We start from the raw sequence: 21,165 nt of genomic DNA on the forward strand, positions 1-21,165 counted from the left end.
CGCGCGGCCTGGCCGCCCGACAGCTGCCGCGGCCGGCGAGCCGCGAGCGCTGCGACGCCGAGCCGCTCGAGCCACCGGTCGGCGACCGGCGCGGCGTCCCGCTCGCGCCGCGCCCGCAGCCCGAAGGCCACGTTCTCGCGCACGGTCAGGTGCGGGAACAGCAGCGGGTCCTGGGCGAGCAGACCCACGCGGCGGGACGCCGGCGGCACCAGCCGGCCGTCCGCGCTCGAGAGCGTCCTGCCGCGCCAGCGGACCTCCCCCCGCTGCGGCGGCAGCAGCCCCGCGAGCACCTCGAGCAGCGTCGACTTGCCCGAGCCGTTCGGTCCGAGGACCGCGAGCACCCCGGCCTCCGGGATCTCGAGCTGCGCCTCGAGGGTGAACGAGCCCCGCACCGCCGTGACGTCGACGACCATGCCGGGCTCCGCCGTCACCAGGCGTCCCGACGTCGCACGGCGGGCACCAGCAGCAGGATCACCAGGGCGGTCGCCACGAGCAGCACCGACAGCACGAGCGCGAGGTCACGCGTGACGCCCGCACCGTTGAAGGCCGAGTAGATCGCCATCGGGACCGTCTGCGTGACGCCGGGCCGGTTGCCGGCGACCAGTGCGGTGGCTCCGAACTCCCCCAGGGCGCGCGTGAACGCGAGCACGGTCCCGCCGACCAGGCTCGGCGCGATCAGCGGTAGCGTCACCCGCCGCAGCACGGTCCAGGGGCGGCCACCGAGGGTCGCGGCCACCGTGTCGTACCGGGTGCCCACGGTGCGCAGGCTGCCCTCGACCGTGATGACCAGGAACGGGAGCGCCACGAAGGTCTGCGCCAGCACGATCGCCCACGGCGTGAAGGCGATCGTGACGCCGAGCCGCTCGAGCCAGGGCCCCAGCACCCCGGTGCGCCCGACCACCGCCAGCAGCGCCACCCCGCCCACCAGCGGTGGCAGCACGAGCGGCAGCGTCACCAGCGCCCGTAGCACGGTCGCCACCCGCGGACGGGCACGCGAGAGCGCGAGGGCCAGCGGCACCCCCAGCAGCAGGCAGAGCACCACGGCGAGCGCCGCCGTCCGGATCGAGAGCCCGAGCGCGTCGAGCGCCGCCGGTGAGCCGAGCGTCGCCGGCAGGTCGGCCCAGTCGACGCGCGGCAGCATCGCGAGGAGCGGCACGGTGAGCAGCACCAGACCCAGGGCGGCCGGCACCAGGAGCCAGCGCGGCAGCGGCGCTGCCCGGACCACCCGCTCGTCGGCAGCCATCAGGGGCGGCCGAAGCCGTGCTCGGCGAGCACCGCCTGGCCCTCGTCCGAGATGACGAACGCCACGAACGCACCGGCAGCCTCGCCGGCGCCCACCAGCGTGGTGATCGGATAGCTGCTGACGACCTCGGCCGCGCGGCTCGGCACCACGGCCTCCAGGCTGTCGGAGCGGGAGCCGACATCGGTCGCGTAGACCACGCCGGCGTCGACCTCGCCGCGGGCGACCCGCTCGGCCACCGCGGTGACGTTCTGCTCCTGGCTCACGGCGTCGAGCGGGACGCCGTCGAGCTCGAACAAGGAGGCGGTCGCGGCGCCGCAGGGGACCTCGGGCCCGCAGACGACGTAGTCGTGCCCGACGAGATCGGACGTGTCCGCGATGCCGAGCGGGTTCCCCGGCGCGACGGCGATCACGAGCGTGTTGGTCGCGAACAGCACCGGGTCGCCGTCGGTCAGCCCGGCGGCCACGAGATCGTCCATGTCGGCCTCGGCTGCCGAGGCGAAGACATCGGCGTCAGCCCCCTCGGTCAGCTGGGTGACCAGCGTGGAGCTGCCGTCGTAGACCGGCGGCGCCACCGAGATCGCGGGGTTGAGCTGCTCGAACTCGGTGATGAGATCGGCGAACGCGGTCTCCAGCGAGGCCGCCGCGTACAGCGTCACCGTGCCGCGGACCTGGTCCTGCGGTGGCCCCGGCTCGTGAGGGACCTGCTCCTGCCCGTCGGGCCCGTCACCGGGCCCCGTACCGCCGCCGGAGCCGCACGCCCCGAGCAGAGCCAGCGTCGCCGCGGCGGCGAGCGCCACGGTGCGCGCCCTCACCGCGGCCGCTCCTTCTCCACGATCACGGTCGTGGCCTTGACGACCGCCACCGCGGTGGATCCGACCTCGAGCCCCAGGTCCCGCACCGCCTCGGCCGACATCAGCGACACCACCCGGAACGGGCCGCACTGCAGGTCGACCTGGGCCATCACGGTGTCGGCCCGGATCGCCGTGACGAGGCCGACGAACCGGTTCCGCGCGCTGGAGGCGTGCGGGTCGTCCTGGGTCGCCGAGGCCACGGCCTGCGCGAGCGCGGCGAGCTCAGTCCCCGCCACGACCGCGCGACCGGCCGCGTCCGTGCTCGTGCCGAGCTTGCCCTGCTCGATCCAGCGGCGCACGGTGTCGTCGCTCACGCCGAGCAGGCGGGCCGCCTCGCTGATCCGATACTGCGTCACAAAACGGCACTGTACCTCCGCAGATGCGGACGTCGAGGCAAACCCGCCTGCCCGGCGGCGACCCTCGCCTCAGGCGGAGGGACCGTGCGTCTCGTAACCGGCCGCGCGGGTCTGGATCGCTCGCACCCGGTCGAGGTCGAACTTGGGCCGGCGATCGAAGTCGTAGATCCCGTTCTCCTCCTGGAACGTGTCGGTCAGCTGCGTGTAGCAGTAGCCGAACATCCGCGGGTCGTCGAGGAGCGCGTCGGTCAGGCCAGCGAAGCGCGTGTACCACTCCTCGATGTCGGCGACCCGGTCGCCGTAGCCCCACGACTCGCGTCGGTCGGTGCCCGCGGCGTCGGCCTTGGCCGCGTTCCACCAGATGCCGCCGTACTCGGAGCAGAAGTAGGGCTGCCCGGCGTACGGCAGGGAGATCGCCCGGTCGTCGTGCTCGTTGACGTAGGGCGAGCCGCTCTCGAGCCCGGACATCAGCTCGGCGAAGGCGGCCGGGTCCTGCTCGTACAGGTGCGAGTCGTAGATGTCGGCCCCGGGCACGCGGTGGGAGTAGCCGGAGGCGTCCAGCACCGGGCGGGTCGGGTCGGCGAGCTTGGTCGCCAGGTACATCGCGTGCGTGACGTCGTCGAGCTGCGTGACGTGGTCGGTGATGGCCTGCCACGTCTCGTTGAGCGGGCACCAGCCCACGATCGAGGGGTGGTTGACGTCGCGCTGCAGCGCCTCGAGCCACTGCGTGACGAAGGTGGTGGTGGGCTGCTGGCGGTTCTCGACCGTGCCGTCCACCCCGGCGCCCCAGTCCCCGAACTCGCCCCACACCAGGTAGCCCAACCGGTCCGCGTGGTAGAGGTAGCGCTCCTCGAAGACCTTCTGGTGCAGCCGTGCGCCGTTGAAGCCCGCCGCGATGCCGAGCTCGATGTCGGCCTTCAGCGCCTCGTCGCTCGGAGCCGTCATGATCGTGTCCGCCCAGTAGCCCTGGTCCAGGACCAGCCGCTGGAACACCCGCTCGCCGTTGATCAGCACCTGCTGGCCGCGCACCGACACCGAGCGCAGCCCGGCGTAGGACTCGACGCTGTCGATCGCCCCGTCGGCGCCGACCAGGCTGACCGTGAGGTCGTAGAGGTGAGGGTCCGTCGTCGACCACGCGCGGCGCCGGTCCTCCGGCAGCACGAGCCGGAGCGAGGGGCTCATGTCGTCGTCCGCGCTCGCCTCGCCGGTGACGACGACGCCGTCGGCGTCGCGGATCTCGACGGCGAGGCGCAGCCCCTGGGTCTGTCGGCGCACGGTCGCCTCGACGTCGAAGGCACCATCGGTGAAGCGGGGCGTGACGCGGACCCGCTCGATGCGCTGCGCGGGCACCGCCTCCAGCCACACGGTCTGCCAGATCCCGGTCGTGCGGGTGTAGTGGCAGGTGGCGTTGGCGTACAGGACAGACTGCTTGCCGCGCGCCTGCGGGCCGGCCTTCGGGTCGCGCGCCCGCACCACGATCGTGACGTCCTCGCCGGGCGCGGCCACGCCGGCCAGGTTCGCCGTGAACGGCGTGAAGCCGCCACGGTGACGCGCGACCTCGGTGCCGTTCGCCCACACGGTGGCGTCGTGATCCACCGCGCCCAGGTGCAGCAGCACCTCGTCACCGGCCCAGTCGGCCGGGATCGTCACGGTCCGGCGGTACCAGACCGCGTGCAGGAAGTCGACGTCCTCGATGCCGGAGGCCCGCGACTCCGGTGCGAACGGCACCACGATCTCGCGCTCCAGGTCGCGCTCCAGCAACCCTCGCTCCAGACCGGAGTCGCCCCGGTCGATCTCGAACTGCCAGGTGCCGTTGAGGTTCAGCCACCGCTCGCGGACCAGCTGCGGGCGGGGGTGCTCGGGGCGCGGGATGCTCATCGTCGAAACTCCGGGGGATATCAGGGGTAGAACTAGGATTGCTACGTAGCATGTACGAGAAGGTAGGACGAGCGCAACCCTCACGGCTGTGCGGCTCGGCGGAGCGGTTCCGGAAGCGAGGAGAGTTCGTGGCGGTCACGATGCGGGACGTCGCCCAGCACGCGGGCGTCTCGCAGCGGACGGTCTCGAACGTCGTCACCGGGTCGGTGCCGGTGCGACCGGAGACCCGCGCGAAGGTCGAGGCGAGCATCCGCGCCCTCGGCTACCGCACCTTCGCACCGGCCCGGCAGCTGCGCCAGGGACGCACGTCCACGGTGGCGCTCGCCCTCCCCTCGCTGACCGAGCCGTACTTCGCGGAGCTGGCGCAGTGCGTGATCGACCGGGCCGCCGGTGACGACCTGCGCGTGCTGGTGGTGACCACCCGGTCACGTCGCGAGAACGAGCTGGCGATCCTGGGAGGCGACCAGGTGTTCGCCGACGGGGTGATCATGTCCTCGGTGGCGCTGACGCCCGAGGACTCCTCGAGCCGGCACCCGACGTTCCCGGTCGTGCTCATCGGCGACCGCGGGCTCGGCGAGAAGGTCGCGCACGTCGGGCCCGACAACCGGCTCGCGGTGCACGACGCGGTGCAGCACCTGATCGGGCTGGGGCGGCACCGGATCGCGCTGCTCGGCGCGCACAACGGACCCGCGCTCACGTGCGAGCTGCGGACAGCCGGCTACGTCGATGCCCTGGACGAGGCCGGCATCGACGTCGACCCCGCGCTGATGATCAGCTCCGGCTGGAACTTCGACGCAGGCCTGCAGGCAACCCTCGGCGCGCTCGAGCGGGTGCCGGCCGTCGACGCGATCTTCGCCATGAACGACTCCGCGGCGATCGGTGCGATGAAGGCGATCGCGCGCACCGGGCGGTCCGTGCCCGACGACGTCGCCGTGGCCGGGTTCGACAACATGAGCGAGGGTGCCCGCTCCACGCCCGGCCTGACATCGGTCGGGCCGCTTCCCGACGAGGTCGCCGCCGCCGCGCTCCGCGAGCTCAGAGCCCAGCTCGACGGCGACGCGCAGCCCGCGCGTTACCTGCTGCCCCATCGTCTGGTGGAGCGAGGCAGCACCACCGGCGAGCGATCGTGACCGAAGGAGTCCGTGTGAGGCAGAGCTATGAGGGACGCGTCGTCCTGGTGACCGGGTCCTCGCGCGGCATCGGAGCAGAGCTGGCCTCGGGCTTCGCCGCCGCCGGGGCGACCGTGGTGCTCAACGCACGCTCGCCCGAGGCGCTGGTCGAGACCGAACGCGCGTTGGCTCAGCAGATCGCCGACGCCGGCGGCAGCGGATCGGTCGGGTCGGTGGCCTTCGACGTCACCGACGAGGACGCCGTGCGCGCGGCGGTCGCCGAGATCGCCTCGACCGTCGGTGCCGTCGACGTGCTGGTCAACAACGCCGGGATCCAGCGCCGCGGCCCGCTCACGGAGATCTCGGTGGCGGACTGGCAGGCGGTGATCCAGACCAACCTCACGGGCGCCTTCCTCGTCTCCCGCCACGTCGCGCCGGCCATGATCGAGGCGGGGTCCGGCGCGATCCTCAACATCTGCTCGGTCCAGACCGCGCGGGCGCGAGCCACCACGGCCCCGTACGCCGCGTCCAAGGCCGGCCTGGCCGGTCTGACGCGCGCGATGTGCGTCGAGTGGGGGCCGCTCGGGCTGCGTGCGAACGGTTTGGCGCCCGGCTATCTCGCCACCGAGCTGAATGCGCCGCTGATGGCCGACCCGACGTTCTCCGGCTGGGTCGAGGACCGTACGCCGGCGCGGCGCTGGGGCGAGCTGGCCGAGCTCGTGGGGCCCGCGCTCTGGCTGTGCTCCGACGATGCTGCCTACGTCAACGGCCAGATCGTGTACGCCGACGGCGGCATGACCGCGGCGCTGTGACGGAGGGGAGTCGATGACCACCAGGGTGGCGCTCGTCGGCGCCGGTGCCATGGGCACGATCATGGCGCGGGACATCTACCCGCAGCTCGGCGGCGAGGTCGAGGTGGTCGCCGTCGTCGACCGCGACCCGATCCGGGCGCACAGCCTCGCCGCACCGCTGGGTGCGCGACCGTACGCCTCGCTCGCCGACGCGCTCGCGCACGAGGAGCTCGACGCCGTCGACATCCGGATCCCGCACGCCGGTCACGCCGACGCCGCGGTCGAGGCCCTCGACCAGGGTCTGCACGTGCTGGTCGAGAAGCCGCTGGCGCTCACGCTGGCCGACTGCCACCGGGTGGAGCGCGCCGCGGCCGCGGCCGGTCGGATGGCCGCCGTCGCGGAGAACTACCCGCACCTGCGGGCGGTCCGCGCCGCGCGCGCCGCGATCGAGGCCGGCACGGTCGGGGAGGTGCTGGCGTTGCGCACCACGCGGGCCTACACGCTCGACGGCGTCTGGGCCGAGTCCGCCTGGCGGCAGGGCGATCAGCCGATGGCCGGGCTGCTCTGGGACCAGGCGACCCACCACATCAGTCTGCTGCGGGCACTCGCGGGCCCGATCACCGCGGTGGCGGCCCACCGCACCACCCGGCGCACCACTCCCGGGGCGGAGGCGTACGCGCTCGACCTCACCTTCGACTCCGGGCTGGTGGCGCAGTCGCTGTACTGCTGGGGCACGCCGAGCCGCGCGGTCGAGGTCGAGGCGACGGTGCTGGGCAGCCAGGGGATGATCGACGTCGCGGTCGACTACGAGGCCCACGGCGGCGGTGCACGTCTGGTCCGGGGAGCCGACGTGACAGCGATCTCCGAGGTCGAGTGCTACTACGACAGCCACGCCCTCATCGTGCGCGACTGGGCTGCGGCGATCCGCGGCGGCGGGTCGCCCCTGGTCACGCCGACCTCGGCAACGGCCGATGTCGCGGTGGTGATCGCGGCCCAGACCTCGCTCGCCGCGGGCGGCGCGCCGGTCCAGGTCCAGACCGCGGGTGCCGCCGTCAGCCCTTGATACCGGTGAGCGTGACGCCCTCCACGAAGTAGCGCTGCAGCACGAAGAACAGCAGCACGATCGGCAGGATCACCACCAACGACGCCGCCATCAGCAGCCCCCACTGCGCGGTGTACGCGCTCTGGAAGGTCGCCAGCCCGAGCGCGAGCGTGAAGTTGTCGCTGGAGCTCAGGTACAGGAGCGGGCCGAGGAAGTCGTTCCAGACCCCGATGAACGTGAAGATCACGACGACCACGACCACCGGCTTCGACAGCGGCATCACGATGCTGATGAACACCTGCCACGGGTTCGCGCCGTCGATGTAGGCCGCTTCGTCCATCTCGTACGGGATCGTGAGGAAGAACTGCCGGAACAGGAAGATGTTGAAGACACCGCCACCGGCCCCCGCGAACCAGGCCGGCACGATCAGCGGCAGGAAGGTGTCGAGCGCACCGAGCGCCGCCCACCCCACGAACGTGGGGATCAGCGTCACCGCGTACGGCAGCATCACACCGGTGAGCAGCACCCCGAACACCACGTTCCGGCCGCGCCAGCGCAGGCGCGCGAAGCTGAAGGCGGTCAGCGCGCACGTGAGCACCGTGCCGGTGACCACGAACACCTCGATGATCATCGTGTTGAGGAAGTAGCGTGCGAACGGCTGCGCCGTCAGCGCGTCGGGGAAGTTCTCCCAGGCGACCGGGTTCGGGAGCCACTGCGGCGGGTTGATGAAGATCTGGGCGTCGGTCATGAGGGCGCTGCGGATCAACCACGCGAACGGCGCCAGCATCACCAGCGCGCCGAAGGCCAGCAGCAGGAACATCATCCCGCGCGAGATCCGGCGCCCGCCGTCCGGACGCGACCGGGTGGCGGTGCTCATCGGGTGTCCCCCGTCTCGTAGTAGACCCAGCTGCGGGCGTTGCGGAAGAGCAACGCCGTGATCACCAGCACGATGACGAAGAGCACCCAGGCGAGCGCGCTCGCATACCCCATCTCGCTGTCGGTGAAGGCCTTCGTGTACAGGTAGTAGATGTAGAAGAGGGTGGCGTTGTTCGGCCCGCCGCTCGTCATGATGTAGGCCTGGTTGAACACCTGGAACGTGCCGATCACACCGGTCACGAGGTTGTAGAAGATCACGGGCGTCATGAAGGGCAGCGTGACGTGCCGGAACTTGGACCAGGCGTTCCCGCCGTCGAGCGAGACCGCTTCGTACAGCTGTCGCGGCACGCCCTGCAGCCCGGCGAGGAAGATCACCATCGCGTTGCCGAAGCCCCAGGTGCTCATGATGATCAGCGAGGGGACGGCCGTCGACTCCGAGTAGATCCAGTTCGACGTCGGCAACCCGACGGCCCGCAGCACCGAGTTGAAGAGACCGGAGTCCGGGTTGAAGATCCAGATCCACAGCACGGCGCTGGCCACGGCAGGGACCAGCGTGGGCAGGTAGTACACCGTCCGCCACAGCGACTGCAGCCGCCAGCCGGCATTGACCAGCAGCGCGACGACGAACCCGACGAGCAGCGCCAGCGGGACGGCCGCCAAGGTGTAGTAGGTGGTGACGCCCAGGGACTTCCAGAACAGCTTGTCCTGCGTGAGCGCCACGTAGTTGTCGACGCCGATGAAGCCGGGTGTGCCGCCGACCGTCCAGTCCGTCAGGCTGAGGAAGAAGGACGCGATCATCGGCCCGATGGTGAAGATGAGGAACCCGAGGATCGCCGGCATCGCGAACAGCACGCCCCAGCGGGCCTCGGACCGACCGGTGGTGGGTCGGCGACCCCGGCGGCGAGCGCCGGTCGGGGCCGCCGCGGTGCTGACGCCGCTCACACCAACGGGTTGGGGTAGAAGCCCTGCAGCACCCCGTCGTTGAGCTCGGCGGCGATCTCGTCCATGACCGCCTGGACCTCCTCCTCACCGGTCTGCACGCGCTCCAGTGCCGGCGAGATGATCTTGTCGATCGCCTCGTAGTTCTTCATCGTCTCGGCGAAGTACCTCTTGGAGCTCGACATCGTGTAGTCCACGACGGCGGTCCGGTACTCCGGCGGGTGCACGTCGTTGTCGGTCCAGGTCGCGATCAGCTCCTCGTCCGTGTAGTACTTCTCCTCGACCGGCATCCAGAGGCCTTCACCGAACAGGCCCACGACCGTCGGGTCGGACTGGTGCACGTACAGCGCGAGCGCCTCCTCGAGGTGCTCGGTCTCCGCCGAGATCCCGATCGCGCCGCCCATCGAGGCGGTCATGGGAGTGCCGTAGCTGGGCAGCACCCCGATGCCGTAGTCGAACTCCGACTTGCTGATGTCCAGCAACGCCCACTGCCCGTCGATCGCCATCCCGAGCCGGTTCGAGGCCAGCTGCGCCGGGGTCGAGGGCGCGTTGTTGCCCAGCTGCGTGGGCGAGGGCGCGACCCTGTGCTCGTGCATGAGGTCCACGAGGTTCTGCAGCACCGCCACGGCCTCGGGGCTGTTGAGCTGGGTGGTGGTGCCCGAGGCGTCGACCACGTCGACGCCGTTGCTGAGCAGCAGGCCGTACCAGGCGGCCGACCACATGTTCGCGAGGGTGCCGAACCGCGCGACCTGGGTGGGGTCGAAGCCGTCCTCGTCGGGGCGCCGACCGCTCTGGTCGACGGTCAGCCGGTAGGCGGCGTCGACGAAGTCGTCCCAGCTCCAGGCGTCAGCCCCCGTGACCGGCGGCAGGTCGACACCCGCCTCGGCGAAGGCGGCCTTGTTGGTGAACAGGCACATGATCTCCAGAGCCGCGGGGGTCCCGAAGGTCTGCGTCTCGGACCAGTAGTTGTAGGCCTCGGGCAGCCGGCCACCGATCCCCGGGTGGTCCTCGAAGTAGGGCGCCAGGTCGAGGAGCTTGCCCTGCTCGGCGAGCCGGTAGGCCATCCCGTTGGAGATGTAGGCGACGTCCGGCATCCTGTTGCTCGCGACCAGCGCGTTGAGCTTGGTGTCGTAGTCGTCGGGCGTGTACAGCGGCTCGATCGTGAGCTCGCCGTCGAGTGTGTCCTCGAACGAGGTCAGCATGCCCTCGACGGCCTCCTGCTCCGCCGTCGAACCCCAGAACATGTACTGCAGCTGGGGTCCGGCCGAGCTGCAGGCGATCAGGGAGCCGCCGACGGCGGTCCCGAGAGCGGCGGCTCCGCCGAGGCGGAAGACGTCGCGGCGGTTGAGGATGAGCGGCTTCATTGTCGGACTCCTTGCAGTGGATGTGTGCGGCCATGGCTGGCAGCAGTCATGAGTGGGTGCAGCCGTGCGTGGGTACGGCGGATCGACGAGCCGGCAGGTGCCGGTTCGTGGGTGGTGGTGCGTGCGTGTTCTGCGCTCAGCCGTCCATCGGCAGCCAGACCTTCATCGGTCCGATGTCACGGTTGGCCCACATGAAGTACGGGATCGCGACGACCCGGCCGGCATCGCCGTCGGGAAGGTTGCGCGCGGGCGCGGTCACGACCGGGATCCCTCCGAACAGGTCGCCGCGCCACTGCTCGGTCAGCTCCGTGGAGGTCAGTGCGGCGTCGTCGACCGCGACGCCCTCCTGGTCGAGGTGCTCGATCGCGTAGACCAGCGGCCCACGCTCGATCGCGACGGCGCCGCGCACGGCGTCCACCCGGTGGTGGCCGCGCGTCAGGCGGGGGGCCATGGGGAGCACCAGCCGGACGACGTCGCCCGGGCGCCACGTGCGCGTGATCCTGGCGTACTCGCCGGCGACGACGGCGACCGGCTCGCCCTCGACGTGCAGGGTCGCCTCGCGTGCCCAGCCGGGGATGCGCAGCGCCATCTCGCGGGAGGCGTCGGGTGCGGACTCGACGACGACCTCGATCTCGCCCTGCCACGGGTACTCGGTCCTGACCCGGACCGACAGCCCGCCACCGGTCACCTGTGCCGCGCCGTACTGCTGCAGCTGCAGCCCGTGCTCCGAGCTCGTCGCGAGGTAGTGGTGCCAGGAGGCCAGCGTCCGCATGAGGTTGGTGGGGCAGCACGAGCAGCCGAACCACTCCTGCCGACCGGCGGCACCCATCCGGTCGTCGTAGGCGATCGCACCCTCGCGGACCTGGAGGGTGTTGACGTAGAAGTAGCGGTCGCCGTCGAGCGTCACACCCGAGAGCACCGCGTTGTAGAGCTGGCGCTCGATCAGGTCGGCGTACCTGGACTCGCCCGTGGCGAGCAGCAGCCGCCAGCTCCACTGGATGCTGGCGATCGCCGCGCAGGTCTCGCCGTAGCCGCGGTCGGTCGGCAGCTCGTAGGGATCGCCGAAGGCCTCACCCTCCCAGCGTGAGCCCAGGCTGCCGTTGACGTACATCTTCGCCTCGACCATGTTGTCCCACTGGCGGCGCAGGGTGTCGAAGAGCTCGGTGTCACCGGTCTCGATCGCCACGTCGGTGGCACCGGCGGCGAAGTACACCGCGCGCACCGCGTGCCCCTCGGGGTACACGGTCTCGCGCACCGGGATGCGGTCGCTGAAGTAGACCGACGTCCAGCCCTGCCAGGTGGGATCGGTGAGCGTCCCATGACCGCGCATCTCGACGAAGTAGGACGCGAGGTCCAGGTAGCGCGCCTCCCCGGTGACCCGGTACAGCTCGACGAGCGCCATCTCCACCAGCGGGTGGCCGCAGGTCTCGCGCCGCTTGTCGACGCCGAAGGTGTCGGCCAGGTGATCCGCGGCACGGCGCGCGACCGCGAGCAGGTCGGCCGATCCGGAGGTCCGGTAGCGCGCCACCGCCGCCTGGATCATCGTGGCCATGTTGAAGATCTCGTGGTCGTAGGAGATCCACTCGTAGCGACCCCGCTTGCCCGCCGCCTGGTTGAAGGTCGAGAGGTAGCCGTCCTCCGCCTGCGCCGAGGCGACCAGCTCGATCCTCGAGTCCAACCACTGCCCGAGCCGGTGGTCGTCCGACCGGCCGTGCTCCCAGGCCGTGGCCTCGAGCCACTTGAACGCCTCACCGTCCTCGAACACCGGGCCGTGATAGGGCCGGCCGACGTGGCGAGCGGCCGCGTTCTCGAAGTTCGTCCAGGCCTGCTGGCGCTCGAGGTGCTCGTGACCGCGCACGATCGAGGTGCTGGCGTTCTCCTGCTGCAGCCGGGCGAGGAAACCCCCGGTCAGGCGCACGTCGCCGAAGCCCAGCGGGCTCAGCGTCGTGGTGGCGCGCGGCTGGACCGGCCCGCCGCCGGCGGGCTGCACCCGCTCGGCGGTGCGGGTCTGGACGTGGGTGTGGTGCTCGGACACGAGGCTCCTCGGTGACGCGGATCGTGCGGCGTTGAACGTGTTGTCTCCGGGCTCAGCCGAGCGACGTCGGCCATCGTGGCACGACCACCGCACGTTGTGCAACATGTTTCCGTTGTTTCCTAGATCCGTACCCGCCTCGGTCCACCCGGCTCTGCTCGATGTCGTCTCGCAGCCGCTGTCGCCCGCTAGAGTTTCCGGAAACGAGAGGGGGCTCCGGTGAGCGACGGGCAACGGCGCACGACCATCCGCGATGTCGCCGCGCGCGCGGGGGTCTCCCCCGGCACGGTGTCGAAGGCGCTGAACGGCACGGGCCAGATCAGCGCCCAGACCCGCCAGCGGATCCTCGCTGCCGCGGCCGAGACCGGGTTCCGACCCAACGAGCTCGCACGCAGCGTGTTCGAGCGCCGCAGCTACACCGTCGGCATGATCACCACCGACAGCTTCGAGCGCTTCAGCGTGCCGGTCATGCTCGGCGCCGAGGACGCGCTCGGCGCCGGTCGGATCTCGGTGTTCCTGTGCGACAGCCGCGACGACCCGATCCGCGAGAAGCACTACATCGACGTCCTGCAGGGACGCCGCGTCGACGGCTTCATCGTCACCGGCCGCAGCTCGAACATCCGGCAGCCCCTCGCGGTGGAGCCGGGGACGCCGGTCGTCTACGCCCTCACGCCCTCCGCCAACCCCCAGGACTGCTCGATCGTGGTCGACGACGTCGCGGTGGGTCGCATCGCCGGCGAGCACTTCCTGCGGATGGGCCGCACGCGGGTCGCCCACATCACCGGGCCGGAGCGGTTCGACGCCGCGCAGCAGCGCCTCGCGGGCCTGCAGCAGGCGCTCGCCGCGGGCGGGACCGAGCTGGTCGCGCCGCCCTACTTCGGCGGCTGGGCCGAGGACTGGGGCCGGCAGGCCACACAGATGCTGCTGCGGGCGCACCCGGACGTCGACGCGATCTCCTGCGGCAGCGACCTGCTGGCGCGCGGGGTCACCGACAGCCTGCGCGAGCTGGGCAAGCACGTACCCCGCGACGTCGCCGTCATCGGCACCGACAACTGGGAGATCATCGCCACCGGGGCACGACCGCCGCTGACCACGGTGGACACCGCGCTGACCGAGGTGGGCAGGATCGCCGCCGAGCGGCTGCTCGACGCCATCGCGGGGCGGCCGCACTCGGGCATCGAGCACGTGCCCCCGCGGCTCGTGCTGCGCGCCTCGACCGACGACTCAGCGAGCTGACGCCGCGACCTCCGGGGAGCTGACCTCCGCCGGCTCAGACCCGGCGAGGGCTCTGGACCTGTCCCAGTGCCACAGCCGTCTCGCCGGAGGCGGCGGCCGCCTCCCGCAGCTGGTCGCTGCGCGAGGCGTGGCGGAACCAGCGCTCGGCACGCGGGTCGCCCTGGTCCCCGGGACCCCACGGGAGCCGCTCGGGCGCCGGAGGCAGGTCCCGGTTGAACCACAGCACCTCGGCCAGCTCGGTCCGCCCCCACGGGGCGTGCTGCAACCGCACCCGCTCGGGCGCAGGCAGGTCCTCGGCGACGTCGCGCAGCCGCGAGATCTGGCCGTGCAGCTGCCACCACTTCGCGAGGAAGTACCCGTGCTGCAGCACGGCAGAGGCATCCGCGGAGCCCACGGGGCGGACCTCGCCCGAGAGCAGCATCGCGAGGATGTCCTCGGCGCTGCGCGCCCGCCGGAGGTAGGGAAGCACGACCGACTGGCACAGCTCCCGGAGCTGCTGCGGGTTCCAGCGCCCCGGCACGGCCGCACCCTGCGGGTGCACCTGGCTGCCGACGTCGAGCCGGAACGCCACCGTGCGGCCACCATCGGGCAGCGGCAGGCTGGACTCGACCGTCAGCATGTCCGTGCGCCGTCCCCAGCGGGGGTAGGGCACGAGCGTGACGCGGTGACCGGTCTCGGGGTCGACGAAGGTATCCTCCTGGCCGCGCTGGTCGAGCCGCTGGTATCCCAGCTCCTCGACCCGTGCGCCGAGCCAGGCGCGGACCTCGCGACCGGACACGGGACCCCCTTGTTGGTGAACGTCAGAAGTTGACGCTACAGGTTCTGACCCCGGCTTAGCCACTTCCGCCCGGGAAATCCTCCGGCGTGCCGCTACCGTGCCACTCATGCGCATCACGCAGGACACCGTGGTCCTGATCACCGGTGGGGCCTCCGGGCTCGGTGCCGCGACCGCCACCAGGTTCCACGAGGACGGCGCCGCCGTGATCGTGCTCGACCTCCCGGGCGCCGCCGGCGAGACGTTCGCCGCCTCGCTCGGCGAGCGCGCCACGTTCGTCCCCGCCGACGTCCGTGACGAGGACCAGGTGCGCGCCGCCGTCGAGCGGGCCGCCGGGCTGGGCGAGCTGCGGGTCGCCGTGACGTGCGCGGGTGTGGCGACGCCGGGCCGGCTGCTGGGCCGCGCGGGGGTGCTGCCGCTGGAGGACCTGCGCCGGGTCATCGACATCAACCTCGTCGGCACCGCCAACGTACTCCGGCTGGCCGCCCAGGCGATGGCCGGTCTCGAACCGGTCGACGGCGAGCGCGGCGTCGTGGTCATGACCTCCTCGGTCGCGGCGTTCGACGGGCAGGTCGGGCAGGCCGCCTACGCGGCCTCCAAGGGAGGTGTCGCCGCGCTCACGCTGCCGGCGGCACGCGACCTCGCCCAGCATCTGATCCGGGTGGTCTCGATCGCACCCGGCACCTTCGCGACGCCGCTGCTGGCCGGGCTCCCCAGCGACGCGATGGCGGCCCTGGAGGCGCAGACACCGCACCCTGCGCGGCTCGGCAGGCCCGAGGAGTACGCCGCGCTGGCCGCGCACGTCGTCGAGAACCCGATGCTCAACGGCGAGACCATCCGCCTCGACGGGGCGCTGCGGATGCCGCCGCGCTGAGCCGCTGCCGGCTGCGTGCGCCGTCGGCGCCCGACCCGGGGCACGCGTTCGCCGTGCCGTGGCTTAGCGTGAGCGTGTGGAACCGCTCGTGCCGCCCGGACCGCCGCTGACCCCGGAGCAGACGGAGACCTATGCGCGACACCTGCTGCTCCCGGCGCTCGGCGAGGTCGCGCAGCGGCGGTTGCTGGCGGCGCGCGTGTGCGTGGTCGGCGCCGGCGGGCTGGGCTCACCCGCGCTGCTCTACCTCGCGGCCGCGGGTGTGGGCACCCTCGGCATCATCGACGACGACGTCGTCGACCGCACCAACCTGCAGCGGCAGGTGCTCCACGGGGTCGACGACGTGGGGCGCAGCAAGCTCGACAGCGCGGCCGAGCGGCTGCGCGCCATCGACCCCGACCTGGTGATCGAGCCGCACCGCGAGCGCCTGACGGCGGACAACGCGACCGCGATGCTCCGCGGGTACGACCTCGTGCTCGACGGCACCGACACCTTCGAGACCCGGTACGCCGTCTCCGACGCCTGCGCCGAGCTCGGCATCCCGCTCGTGTGGGCATCGGTCCTCGGCTTCGACGCCCAGATCTCGGTGTTCTGGGCGCGACCGGACCTCGCCGGCGGCGGCACGACCCTGCGCGACCTGTTCCCCGACCCGCCCGCGCCCGGCTCGGTCCCCTCCTGCGCCGAGGCCGGGGTGCTGGGCTCGCTCACCGGCCAGGTCGGATCGACGATGGCGACCGAGGCGATCAAGCTGATCACCGGCATCGGCGAGCCGCTGCTCGGCAGGGTGCTCGTGCTCGACGCCCTGGCCCAGCGCTGGACCGAGGTGCCGCTCCGGCCGCGCGAGCGCCGCTCGACGCCCGTCCGCTCCGCGCCGGTCGAGGCGCCGGCTCGCGCGCCCGAGCGGTCCCCTGTGGCGGACGCCGTGGACATCGACCAGCTCCGGGCGGCGGTGGCGCAGGGCGAGCCGGTGACGCTCCTCGACGTCCGCGAGACCTTTGAGGTGGCCCACGGCGCGATCCCGGGCGCCCTCCACATCCCGCTCGCGCACGTGCTCACCGAGACCGGGCGGGAGGCGATCCCGCGCGATGCCGTCGTGGTCGCGTACTGCCAGGTCGGGCCGCGGGCCGAGCGCGCCGCCACGGCGCTGCGAGCCGCGGGCATCGATGCCCGCTGGCTGGTGGGCGGCTACCCCGCGTGGGTGGCCGCCGAGCACGAGAACGTGCGCACGTCATGAACGCCCCGATCAGCGCCGACGACTACCGCGCGCGGCTGCTGGCGGACATCGCACCGGTCTCGAGGGCGCCGACTCCCCTGACCGACGCCCTCGGGCTCGTGCTCGCGACCGATCTGCTCGCCCGCGAGCAGATCCCGCCCTTCACCAACTCGGCGATGGACGGCTACGCCGTGATCGCGGCCGACGTCGCGGACGCGACGCCGGATCGTCCGCTCGTGCTCCCGGTGGCCGACGACATCCCCGCCGGCCGGACCGACCGGCTCACGCTGAGCCCGGGGACCGTGATGCGGATCATGACCGGAGCGCCGCTGCCCGACGGCGCGGACGCGATCGTCCCGGTCGAGGCGACCGACGGCGGGACCTCCTCCGTGGCGATCCGCCGGCCGGCGGCCACCGGTGCGCACGTGCGCCGCGCCGGTGACGACCTCACGGTCGGCGACCTCGTGCTGCGCGCCGGGACGCGGCTGACCGCACGGCACCTGGGTGCGGCCGCGGCGGCGGGCCACGGCATCCTCGACCTCCACGCCCGCCCGCGTGTCGCGGTGATCTCGACCGGCTCCGAGCTGGTCGAGCCTGGACGGCCGCTGGCGTTCGGGCAGATCCCGGAGTCCAACAGCCACGTGCTCGCCGCCTCGGTGGCCGAGGCGGGGTGCCTGCCGGTCCGGGTGGCTGCCGTGCCGGACGAGGAGGACGCGCTGCGCGAGACGCTCGCGAGCCTCTCCCCGCAGGTCGACGCGATCATCCTCTCCGGCGGCGTCAGCGTCGGCGCCTACGACGTGGTCAAGGCCGTGCTGGCACCGCTGCCGACGATGTGGTTCGGACCTGTCGCGATGCAGCCGGGCAAGCCGCAGGGGTCGGGACGGCTCGAGGACGGCACGCTCGTGATCACGCTGCCCGGGAACCCGGTCAGCGTCTACGTCTCGTTCGAGGTGTTCGTGCGGTCCGCGCTGCGGCGCCTCGCCGGCGAGCTCGCCGTCGAGCCCCGGTTCCTGCCCGCGCGGGCCGCCGTCGACTGGACGAGCCCCGCCGGGCGCGAGCAGTACATGCCGGTGACGATCAGCCACGAGGGCATCACGCCGCTGGTGCACCCGGCGTCCAGGCGTGGGTCCGGCAGCCACCTGGTGGGCGGCCTGGCCGGTGCCGACGGCCTCGCCCGGGTGCCCGCGGCGGTCACCGAGGTGCGCGCCGGAGACGAGATCCACGTCCTGGAGGGAGCACGATGAACCACCCACGGCGGTTCACCCACATCGACAGCACCGGCGCGGCGCGCATGGTCGACGTCACCGAGAAGCAGCCGACCGTGCGCTCCGCGACGGCGTCCGCACTGGTCGCGTGCGCGCCGCAGGTGGTGGCGGCGCTGCGGGAGGACACCGTTCCGAAGGGCGACGTGCTGGCGGTCGCCCGGATCGCCGGGATCGCGGCCGCGAAGAAGACCCCCGACCTGCTGCCGCTGGCGCACGTGATCGGGGTGCACGGGGCCGTCGTCGACGTCCAGATCACCGACGAGGGTGTCGCGATCCGCGCGACCGTGCGCACCGCCGACCGGACCGGCGTCGAGATGGAGGCGCTCACGGCCGCCTCGGTGGCGGCGCTCGCCGTCGTCGACATGGTCAAGGCGCTCGACAAGGGCACCGAGATCGCGCACGTGCGCCTGGAGGCCAAGACCGGCGGCAAGTCCGGCGACTGGACCCGCTGACCGATGTCGCGGCCCGGGGACCCGCCGTCGCTCGACGCGGTCGTGCTCGCGGGCGGCCGCAGCACCCGGCTCGAGGGGCAGGACAAGGCGACCCTGCTGCTGGAGGGGGCGCGCCTGGTCGACCGCGCGGTCGCGGCCGCCCGTGCCGCGGGTGCGCGGCGGTGCGTGGTGGTCGGTCCGGATTCGCTGGAACCGGGGGTCGCGGTGGTGCAGGAGCGGCCGCCCTTCGGCGGCCCGGTGGCCGGGCTCGGCGCCGGCCTCGCGGCCCTGGGCCCCTCCGAGCAGTGCTCGACGGCGGTGCTCGTGCTCGCCTGTGACCTCGCCGACCCGGTGGCGGCCGTGGGCGCGCTGACGGCGGTGTGGGTCGCGGGCGTGACGGAGGCCGGTGCCCATCTCGTGGACGAGACGGGGCGACCGCAGTGGCTGGCCGGGATCTACCGCCGCAGCGCGCTGGACGCCGCGCTCGCCGAGCTCGGCGACCCCGCGGGGCGGTCGGCGCGCCGGCTGCTGTCCGGGCTGGCGCTCCGGCCCGTCGAGGCGCCCGCTTCTGCGACGGCGGACATCGACACCTGGGAGGATCTGAGCATCGCCCGCCGTCGCCGAGCTCGAGGAGGCACCGATGAGTGACCTGCCCCCGATCCAGTCCTGGGTCGAGCACCTGTGCACGACCCTGGGGGTGGACAGCTCCGCCGTCGAGCTGCGCGCCCTGCTCGACATGACCCGGGACGTCGCGCACCACGTCGACCGCCCGGCCGCTCCCGTGAGCGCGTTCATCGTCGGTCTCGCCGCGGCCCGCCAGGGCGGGACGCCGGAGGCCGTGCGGGTGGCGTGCGGACGTGCCAGCGAGGCGGCGCTCGCGTGGGAGGCGTCATGACCCAGGTGCGCTACTTCGCGGCTGCCGCCGAGGCGGCCGGTACCCCGAGCGAGGCGATCCACGCGGGCACGCTCGGTGACCTGCGTGCGCGGATGATCGCGGCCCACGGGCCGGATCTCGAGCGCGTGCTCGCCCGCTGCGCGGTGCTGGTCGACGGCCGGCGGGTGGACGACCCGGAGGCACCGATCGCCGACGCCGACGTGGTCGACATCCTGCCGCCCTTCGCGGGCGGCTGATCCTCAGGAGCCGAACGCGTCCCCGAGGGCGGCCCGGACGCCGTCGGCGACCGCCGGGCTGGCGGCACCCACCAGCCACGGCCGGGGGTCGGCGGGACGGTAGCTGCTGCCGTCGGGCCGCTGGATCGTCCCGCCCACCTCGCCGATCAGGAGCTGGCCGGGCGCGTGGTCCCACGGCTTGCCGTGCGCGAACACGATGAAGTCCACGTCGCCCGCGGCGAGGTGGGAGTAGTCGACGCCGGCGCAGAACCATGTCTCGCCGACCGCCGTCAGCCCGTCGAAGTGACCGTCACGGATCTGCGTCTGGGAGCTGATGCCGCGCCAGCTGGTCGTGTCGTCCGCGACCTCGAGGGTCGGCAGCCGCTCGCCGTTGCGGTAGGCGCCGGCACCCTTCTCGGCCACGAACGCCAGCTGGTGCTCGGGCTGCCAGATCCAGCTGCGGACGACCTCGCCGGAGCGCAGCTCGGCGACCATCACCGCGTGGTCGGGCTTGCCGTGCACGAAGTTCCAGGTGCCGTCGATCGGGTCGATCGTGAAGGAGTGCTCGGCGGTGGCGAAGGCGGCCAGGAGGCTGGGGTCGGCTGCGGCAGCCTCCTCGCCCAGGATCATGGCGTCCGGGTAGGCGCGCCGGAGCGCGGCCGTGATCACCTCCTCCGACTCGCGGTCGGCGACGGTCACGAGGTCACCGGGGTGGTCCTTCTCGAACACCTCACCCTCGGCGAGCGCGCGGAAGCGCGGGGTGATCACGTCGATCGCGGTCTGGCGCAGCAGGTCCAGGACGGCTTGGGTCTCCACGTACGACCACGTTAGTCCAGCGGGGCCGTGGTGGAGCTCACCCGATTTCGGTGACCGCGCGCATGCGCCCGCGGACGAACGGCAGCACCGGTGCCCGGTACTCGATCGCCGGCGGGTGCTCGGGCTCGAGCACGAGCTCGGCCTGCCCGAAGCGCCAGAGCCGGTTGAAGAGGAACGCTCCGAACGACACGGCCTCGTCGGCCGGCACCCGCCAGGTCCCGAGCCCCCACTGGACCGGTTGCGTGCGCCCTGCGATCACGAGCGTCGGCCTGACGAACCCGTACAGCGCGAACCACGGCTTGCGCATCGTGATCTCGATCCGACGGCTCGCCCGGGGCTCCTCGATCACGAGGTGCGTGCCGGGATGTTCCACGCGCGGATCGCGGGTTCCTCGCGCTCGTACTCGAGCACGCTGAGCGACCCCGCGTCCAGGAGCAGCTTCGCGCCCATGCGCGGCTCCTGCTGCAGGAACACGGTGGCGAGCACGCGCGAGTAGTGGCCGTGACCGACCAGGGCGACATCGCCGTCGGCCATGGCCTCCAGGGCGCGCTTGACCACCCGGGAGGCGCGTCCGGCGACCTCCTCGACGGTCTCGCCGGGGGTCTCGCCCGGCACCACGCCGTCACGGAACACGCTCCAGTCGTAGCCGAGCTCCTCCCGGATCTCCGGCGTGGTGCGGCCCTCGTAGCCGCCGTAGTCCCACTCCAGGAGGTCCTCGTCGAGCTCGGGGGTCAGGCCCGCGAGCTCGGCCGTGCGGTAGGCCCGCTGCAGCGGCGAGCTGAGCGTGAGCACGAAGCTGAAGTCGGCGAGCGCCTGCGCGACCGCGCGCGCCTGGTCCTCGCCATGGGGTGTCAGGGGGATGTCCGTGCGGCCGGTGTGCTGGCCGGAGCGGGACCACTCAGTCTCGCCGTGCCGGAGGAGCACGAGGCGTCCGGACGGCGTCGTACGCATCACTGTCACGGCACCA

At 72.6% G+C, this 21,165-nt stretch carries 24 protein-coding genes; 11 read left to right on the forward strand and 13 right to left on the reverse strand.

Annotation, left to right across the window (positions count from 1 at the left end; genetic code table 11):
• From GPA04_RS07780 to GPA04_RS07800, 5 genes are all read right to left on the reverse strand, one after another.
• Positions 1-431, reverse strand: a 431-nt coding sequence (locus GPA04_RS07780) for an ATP-binding cassette domain-containing protein (protein WP_156223537.1), incomplete at its 3' end; no start/stop codon positions are given.
• Positions 428-1,243, reverse strand: coding sequence for an ABC transporter permease (locus GPA04_RS07785; protein WP_156223538.1), 816 nt, complete (start codon positions 1,241-1,243; stop codon positions 428-430). The genes GPA04_RS07785 and GPA04_RS07780, both read right to left, overlap by 4 nt.
• The gene (gene modA, locus GPA04_RS07790; RefSeq protein WP_156223539.1) at positions 1,243-2,055 is read right to left on the reverse strand and encodes a molybdate ABC transporter substrate-binding protein; all 813 of its coding nucleotides are present in this window, start codon (positions 2,053-2,055) and stop codon (positions 1,243-1,245) included. The genes GPA04_RS07785 and modA overlap by 1 nt, the downstream gene beginning before the upstream one ends.
• A complete protein-coding gene (locus tag GPA04_RS07795) occupies positions 2,052-2,450 on the reverse strand; it encodes a TOBE domain-containing protein (RefSeq protein WP_156223540.1) in 399 nt (132 codons plus the stop codon). The genes modA and GPA04_RS07795 overlap by 4 nt, the downstream gene beginning before the upstream one ends.
• Positions 2,451-2,519: 69 nt before the next feature.
• On the reverse strand, positions 2,520-4,328 hold the full coding sequence (locus GPA04_RS07800; RefSeq protein WP_156223541.1) for a glycoside hydrolase family 2 protein: 1,809 nt from the start codon (positions 4,326-4,328) through the stop codon (positions 2,520-2,522).
• 128 nt (positions 4,329-4,456) lie between these two features.
• Here GPA04_RS07800 and GPA04_RS07805 point away from each other — a divergent pair, with 128 nt between their 5' ends.
• Genes GPA04_RS07805 through GPA04_RS07815 form a run of 3 tightly spaced genes read left to right on the forward strand, consistent with a single transcriptional unit; the run spans position 4,457 to position 7,291 of the window.
• Positions 4,457-5,458, forward strand: a complete 1,002-nt coding sequence (locus GPA04_RS07805; protein WP_156223542.1) for a LacI family DNA-binding transcriptional regulator — start codon at positions 4,457-4,459, stop codon at positions 5,456-5,458.
• A 14-nt stretch (positions 5,459-5,472) separates the two neighbouring features.
• On the forward strand, positions 5,473-6,249 hold the full coding sequence (locus GPA04_RS07810; RefSeq protein ID WP_156223543.1) for an SDR family oxidoreductase: 777 nt from the start codon (positions 5,473-5,475) through the stop codon (positions 6,247-6,249).
• A gap of 13 nt (positions 6,250-6,262) precedes the next feature.
• Complete coding sequence (locus GPA04_RS07815; protein ID WP_156223544.1) at positions 6,263-7,291, forward strand: Gfo/Idh/MocA family protein; 1,029 nt, start codon at positions 6,263-6,265, stop codon at positions 7,289-7,291.
• On the opposite strand, the gene GPA04_RS07820 is transcribed toward GPA04_RS07815, so the two are convergent.
• The 4 genes from GPA04_RS07820 to GPA04_RS07835 form a co-directional block, all read right to left on the reverse strand.
• Positions 7,281-8,147, reverse strand: a complete 867-nt coding sequence (locus GPA04_RS07820; protein WP_156223545.1) for a carbohydrate ABC transporter permease — start codon at positions 8,145-8,147, stop codon at positions 7,281-7,283. The genes GPA04_RS07815 and GPA04_RS07820 overlap by 11 nt on opposite strands.
• On the reverse strand, positions 8,144-9,088 hold the full coding sequence (locus GPA04_RS07825) for a carbohydrate ABC transporter permease (RefSeq protein ID WP_241680667.1): 945 nt from the start codon (positions 9,086-9,088) through the stop codon (positions 8,144-8,146). The genes GPA04_RS07820 and GPA04_RS07825 overlap by 4 nt, the downstream gene beginning before the upstream one ends.
• A complete protein-coding gene (locus tag GPA04_RS07830; RefSeq protein WP_156223546.1) occupies positions 9,085-10,449 on the reverse strand; it encodes an extracellular solute-binding protein in 1,365 nt (454 codons plus the stop codon). The genes GPA04_RS07825 and GPA04_RS07830 overlap by 4 nt, the downstream gene beginning before the upstream one ends.
• A gap of 136 nt (positions 10,450-10,585) precedes the next feature.
• Positions 10,586-12,484 carry a glycoside hydrolase family 127 protein gene (locus tag GPA04_RS07835; protein WP_206674159.1) on the reverse strand — a complete coding sequence of 633 codons (1,899 nt, stop codon included), beginning with the start codon at positions 12,482-12,484 and terminating at the stop codon, positions 10,586-10,588.
• A gap of 216 nt (positions 12,485-12,700) precedes the next feature.
• Here GPA04_RS07835 and GPA04_RS07840 point away from each other — a divergent pair, with 216 nt between their 5' ends.
• The gene (locus tag GPA04_RS07840) at positions 12,701-13,717 is read left to right on the forward strand and encodes a LacI family DNA-binding transcriptional regulator (RefSeq protein WP_156223548.1); all 1,017 of its coding nucleotides are present in this window, start codon (positions 12,701-12,703) and stop codon (positions 13,715-13,717) included.
• 34 nt (positions 13,718-13,751) lie between these two features.
• Here GPA04_RS07840 and GPA04_RS07845 read toward each other — a convergent pair whose 3' ends face one another.
• Positions 13,752-14,495 carry a hypothetical protein gene (locus tag GPA04_RS07845; protein WP_156223549.1) on the reverse strand — a complete coding sequence of 248 codons (744 nt, stop codon included), beginning with the start codon at positions 14,493-14,495 and terminating at the stop codon, positions 13,752-13,754.
• A 106-nt stretch (positions 14,496-14,601) separates the two neighbouring features.
• Between GPA04_RS07845 and GPA04_RS07850 the strand changes: the two genes are divergently transcribed.
• From GPA04_RS07850 to GPA04_RS07880, 7 genes are all read left to right on the forward strand, one after another.
• Positions 14,602-15,366 (forward strand): SDR family NAD(P)-dependent oxidoreductase, encoded by a 765-nt coding sequence (locus tag GPA04_RS07850; RefSeq protein WP_156223550.1) that lies wholly within the window; start codon positions 14,602-14,604, stop codon positions 15,364-15,366.
• 76 nt (positions 15,367-15,442) lie between these two features.
• On the forward strand, positions 15,443-16,597 hold the full coding sequence (locus tag GPA04_RS07855) for a ThiF family adenylyltransferase (RefSeq protein ID WP_156223551.1): 1,155 nt from the start codon (positions 15,443-15,445) through the stop codon (positions 16,595-16,597).
• Positions 16,594-17,820 (forward strand): molybdopterin molybdotransferase MoeA, encoded by a 1,227-nt coding sequence (locus tag GPA04_RS07860; RefSeq protein ID WP_156223552.1) that lies wholly within the window; start codon positions 16,594-16,596, stop codon positions 17,818-17,820. Before GPA04_RS07855 ends, GPA04_RS07860 begins: the two co-directional genes overlap by 4 nt.
• Positions 17,817-18,293, forward strand: coding sequence for a cyclic pyranopterin monophosphate synthase MoaC (moaC, locus tag GPA04_RS07865; protein WP_156223553.1), 477 nt, complete (start codon positions 17,817-17,819; stop codon positions 18,291-18,293). The genes GPA04_RS07860 and moaC overlap by 4 nt, the downstream gene beginning before the upstream one ends.
• Before the next feature lie 3 nt (positions 18,294-18,296).
• Positions 18,297-18,920, forward strand: a complete 624-nt coding sequence (gene mobA / locus GPA04_RS07870) for a molybdenum cofactor guanylyltransferase (protein ID WP_156223554.1) — start codon at positions 18,297-18,299, stop codon at positions 18,918-18,920.
• Complete coding sequence (locus GPA04_RS07875; protein WP_156223555.1) at positions 18,913-19,167, forward strand: DUF6457 domain-containing protein; 255 nt, start codon at positions 18,913-18,915, stop codon at positions 19,165-19,167. Before mobA ends, GPA04_RS07875 begins: the two co-directional genes overlap by 8 nt.
• Entirely contained in the window at positions 19,164-19,403 is a 240-nt protein-coding gene (locus GPA04_RS07880) for a MoaD/ThiS family protein (protein ID WP_156223556.1), read from the forward strand. The genes GPA04_RS07875 and GPA04_RS07880 overlap by 4 nt, the downstream gene beginning before the upstream one ends.
• Positions 19,404-19,406: 3 nt before the next feature.
• Here GPA04_RS07880 and GPA04_RS07885 read toward each other — a convergent pair whose 3' ends face one another.
• Genes GPA04_RS07885 through GPA04_RS07895 form a run of 3 tightly spaced genes read right to left on the reverse strand, consistent with a single transcriptional unit; the run spans position 19,407 to position 21,149 of the window.
• A complete protein-coding gene (locus GPA04_RS07885; RefSeq protein WP_156223557.1) occupies positions 19,407-20,198 on the reverse strand; it encodes an inositol monophosphatase family protein in 792 nt (263 codons plus the stop codon).
• 37 nt (positions 20,199-20,235) lie between these two features.
• Positions 20,236-20,571 carry a hypothetical protein gene (locus GPA04_RS07890; protein ID WP_241680668.1) on the reverse strand — a complete coding sequence of 112 codons (336 nt, stop codon included), beginning with the start codon at positions 20,569-20,571 and terminating at the stop codon, positions 20,236-20,238.
• On the reverse strand, positions 20,544-21,149 hold the full coding sequence (locus GPA04_RS07895; protein ID WP_156223887.1) for a histidine phosphatase family protein: 606 nt from the start codon (positions 21,147-21,149) through the stop codon (positions 20,544-20,546). Before GPA04_RS07895 ends, GPA04_RS07890 begins: the two co-directional genes overlap by 28 nt.
• Between the last annotated feature and the right edge of the window lie 16 nt (positions 21,150-21,165).

This window comes from Pseudactinotalea suaedae (assembly GCF_009733815.1).
GTDB lineage: Bacteria > Actinomycetota > Actinomycetes > Actinomycetales > Beutenbergiaceae > Pseudactinotalea > Pseudactinotalea suaedae.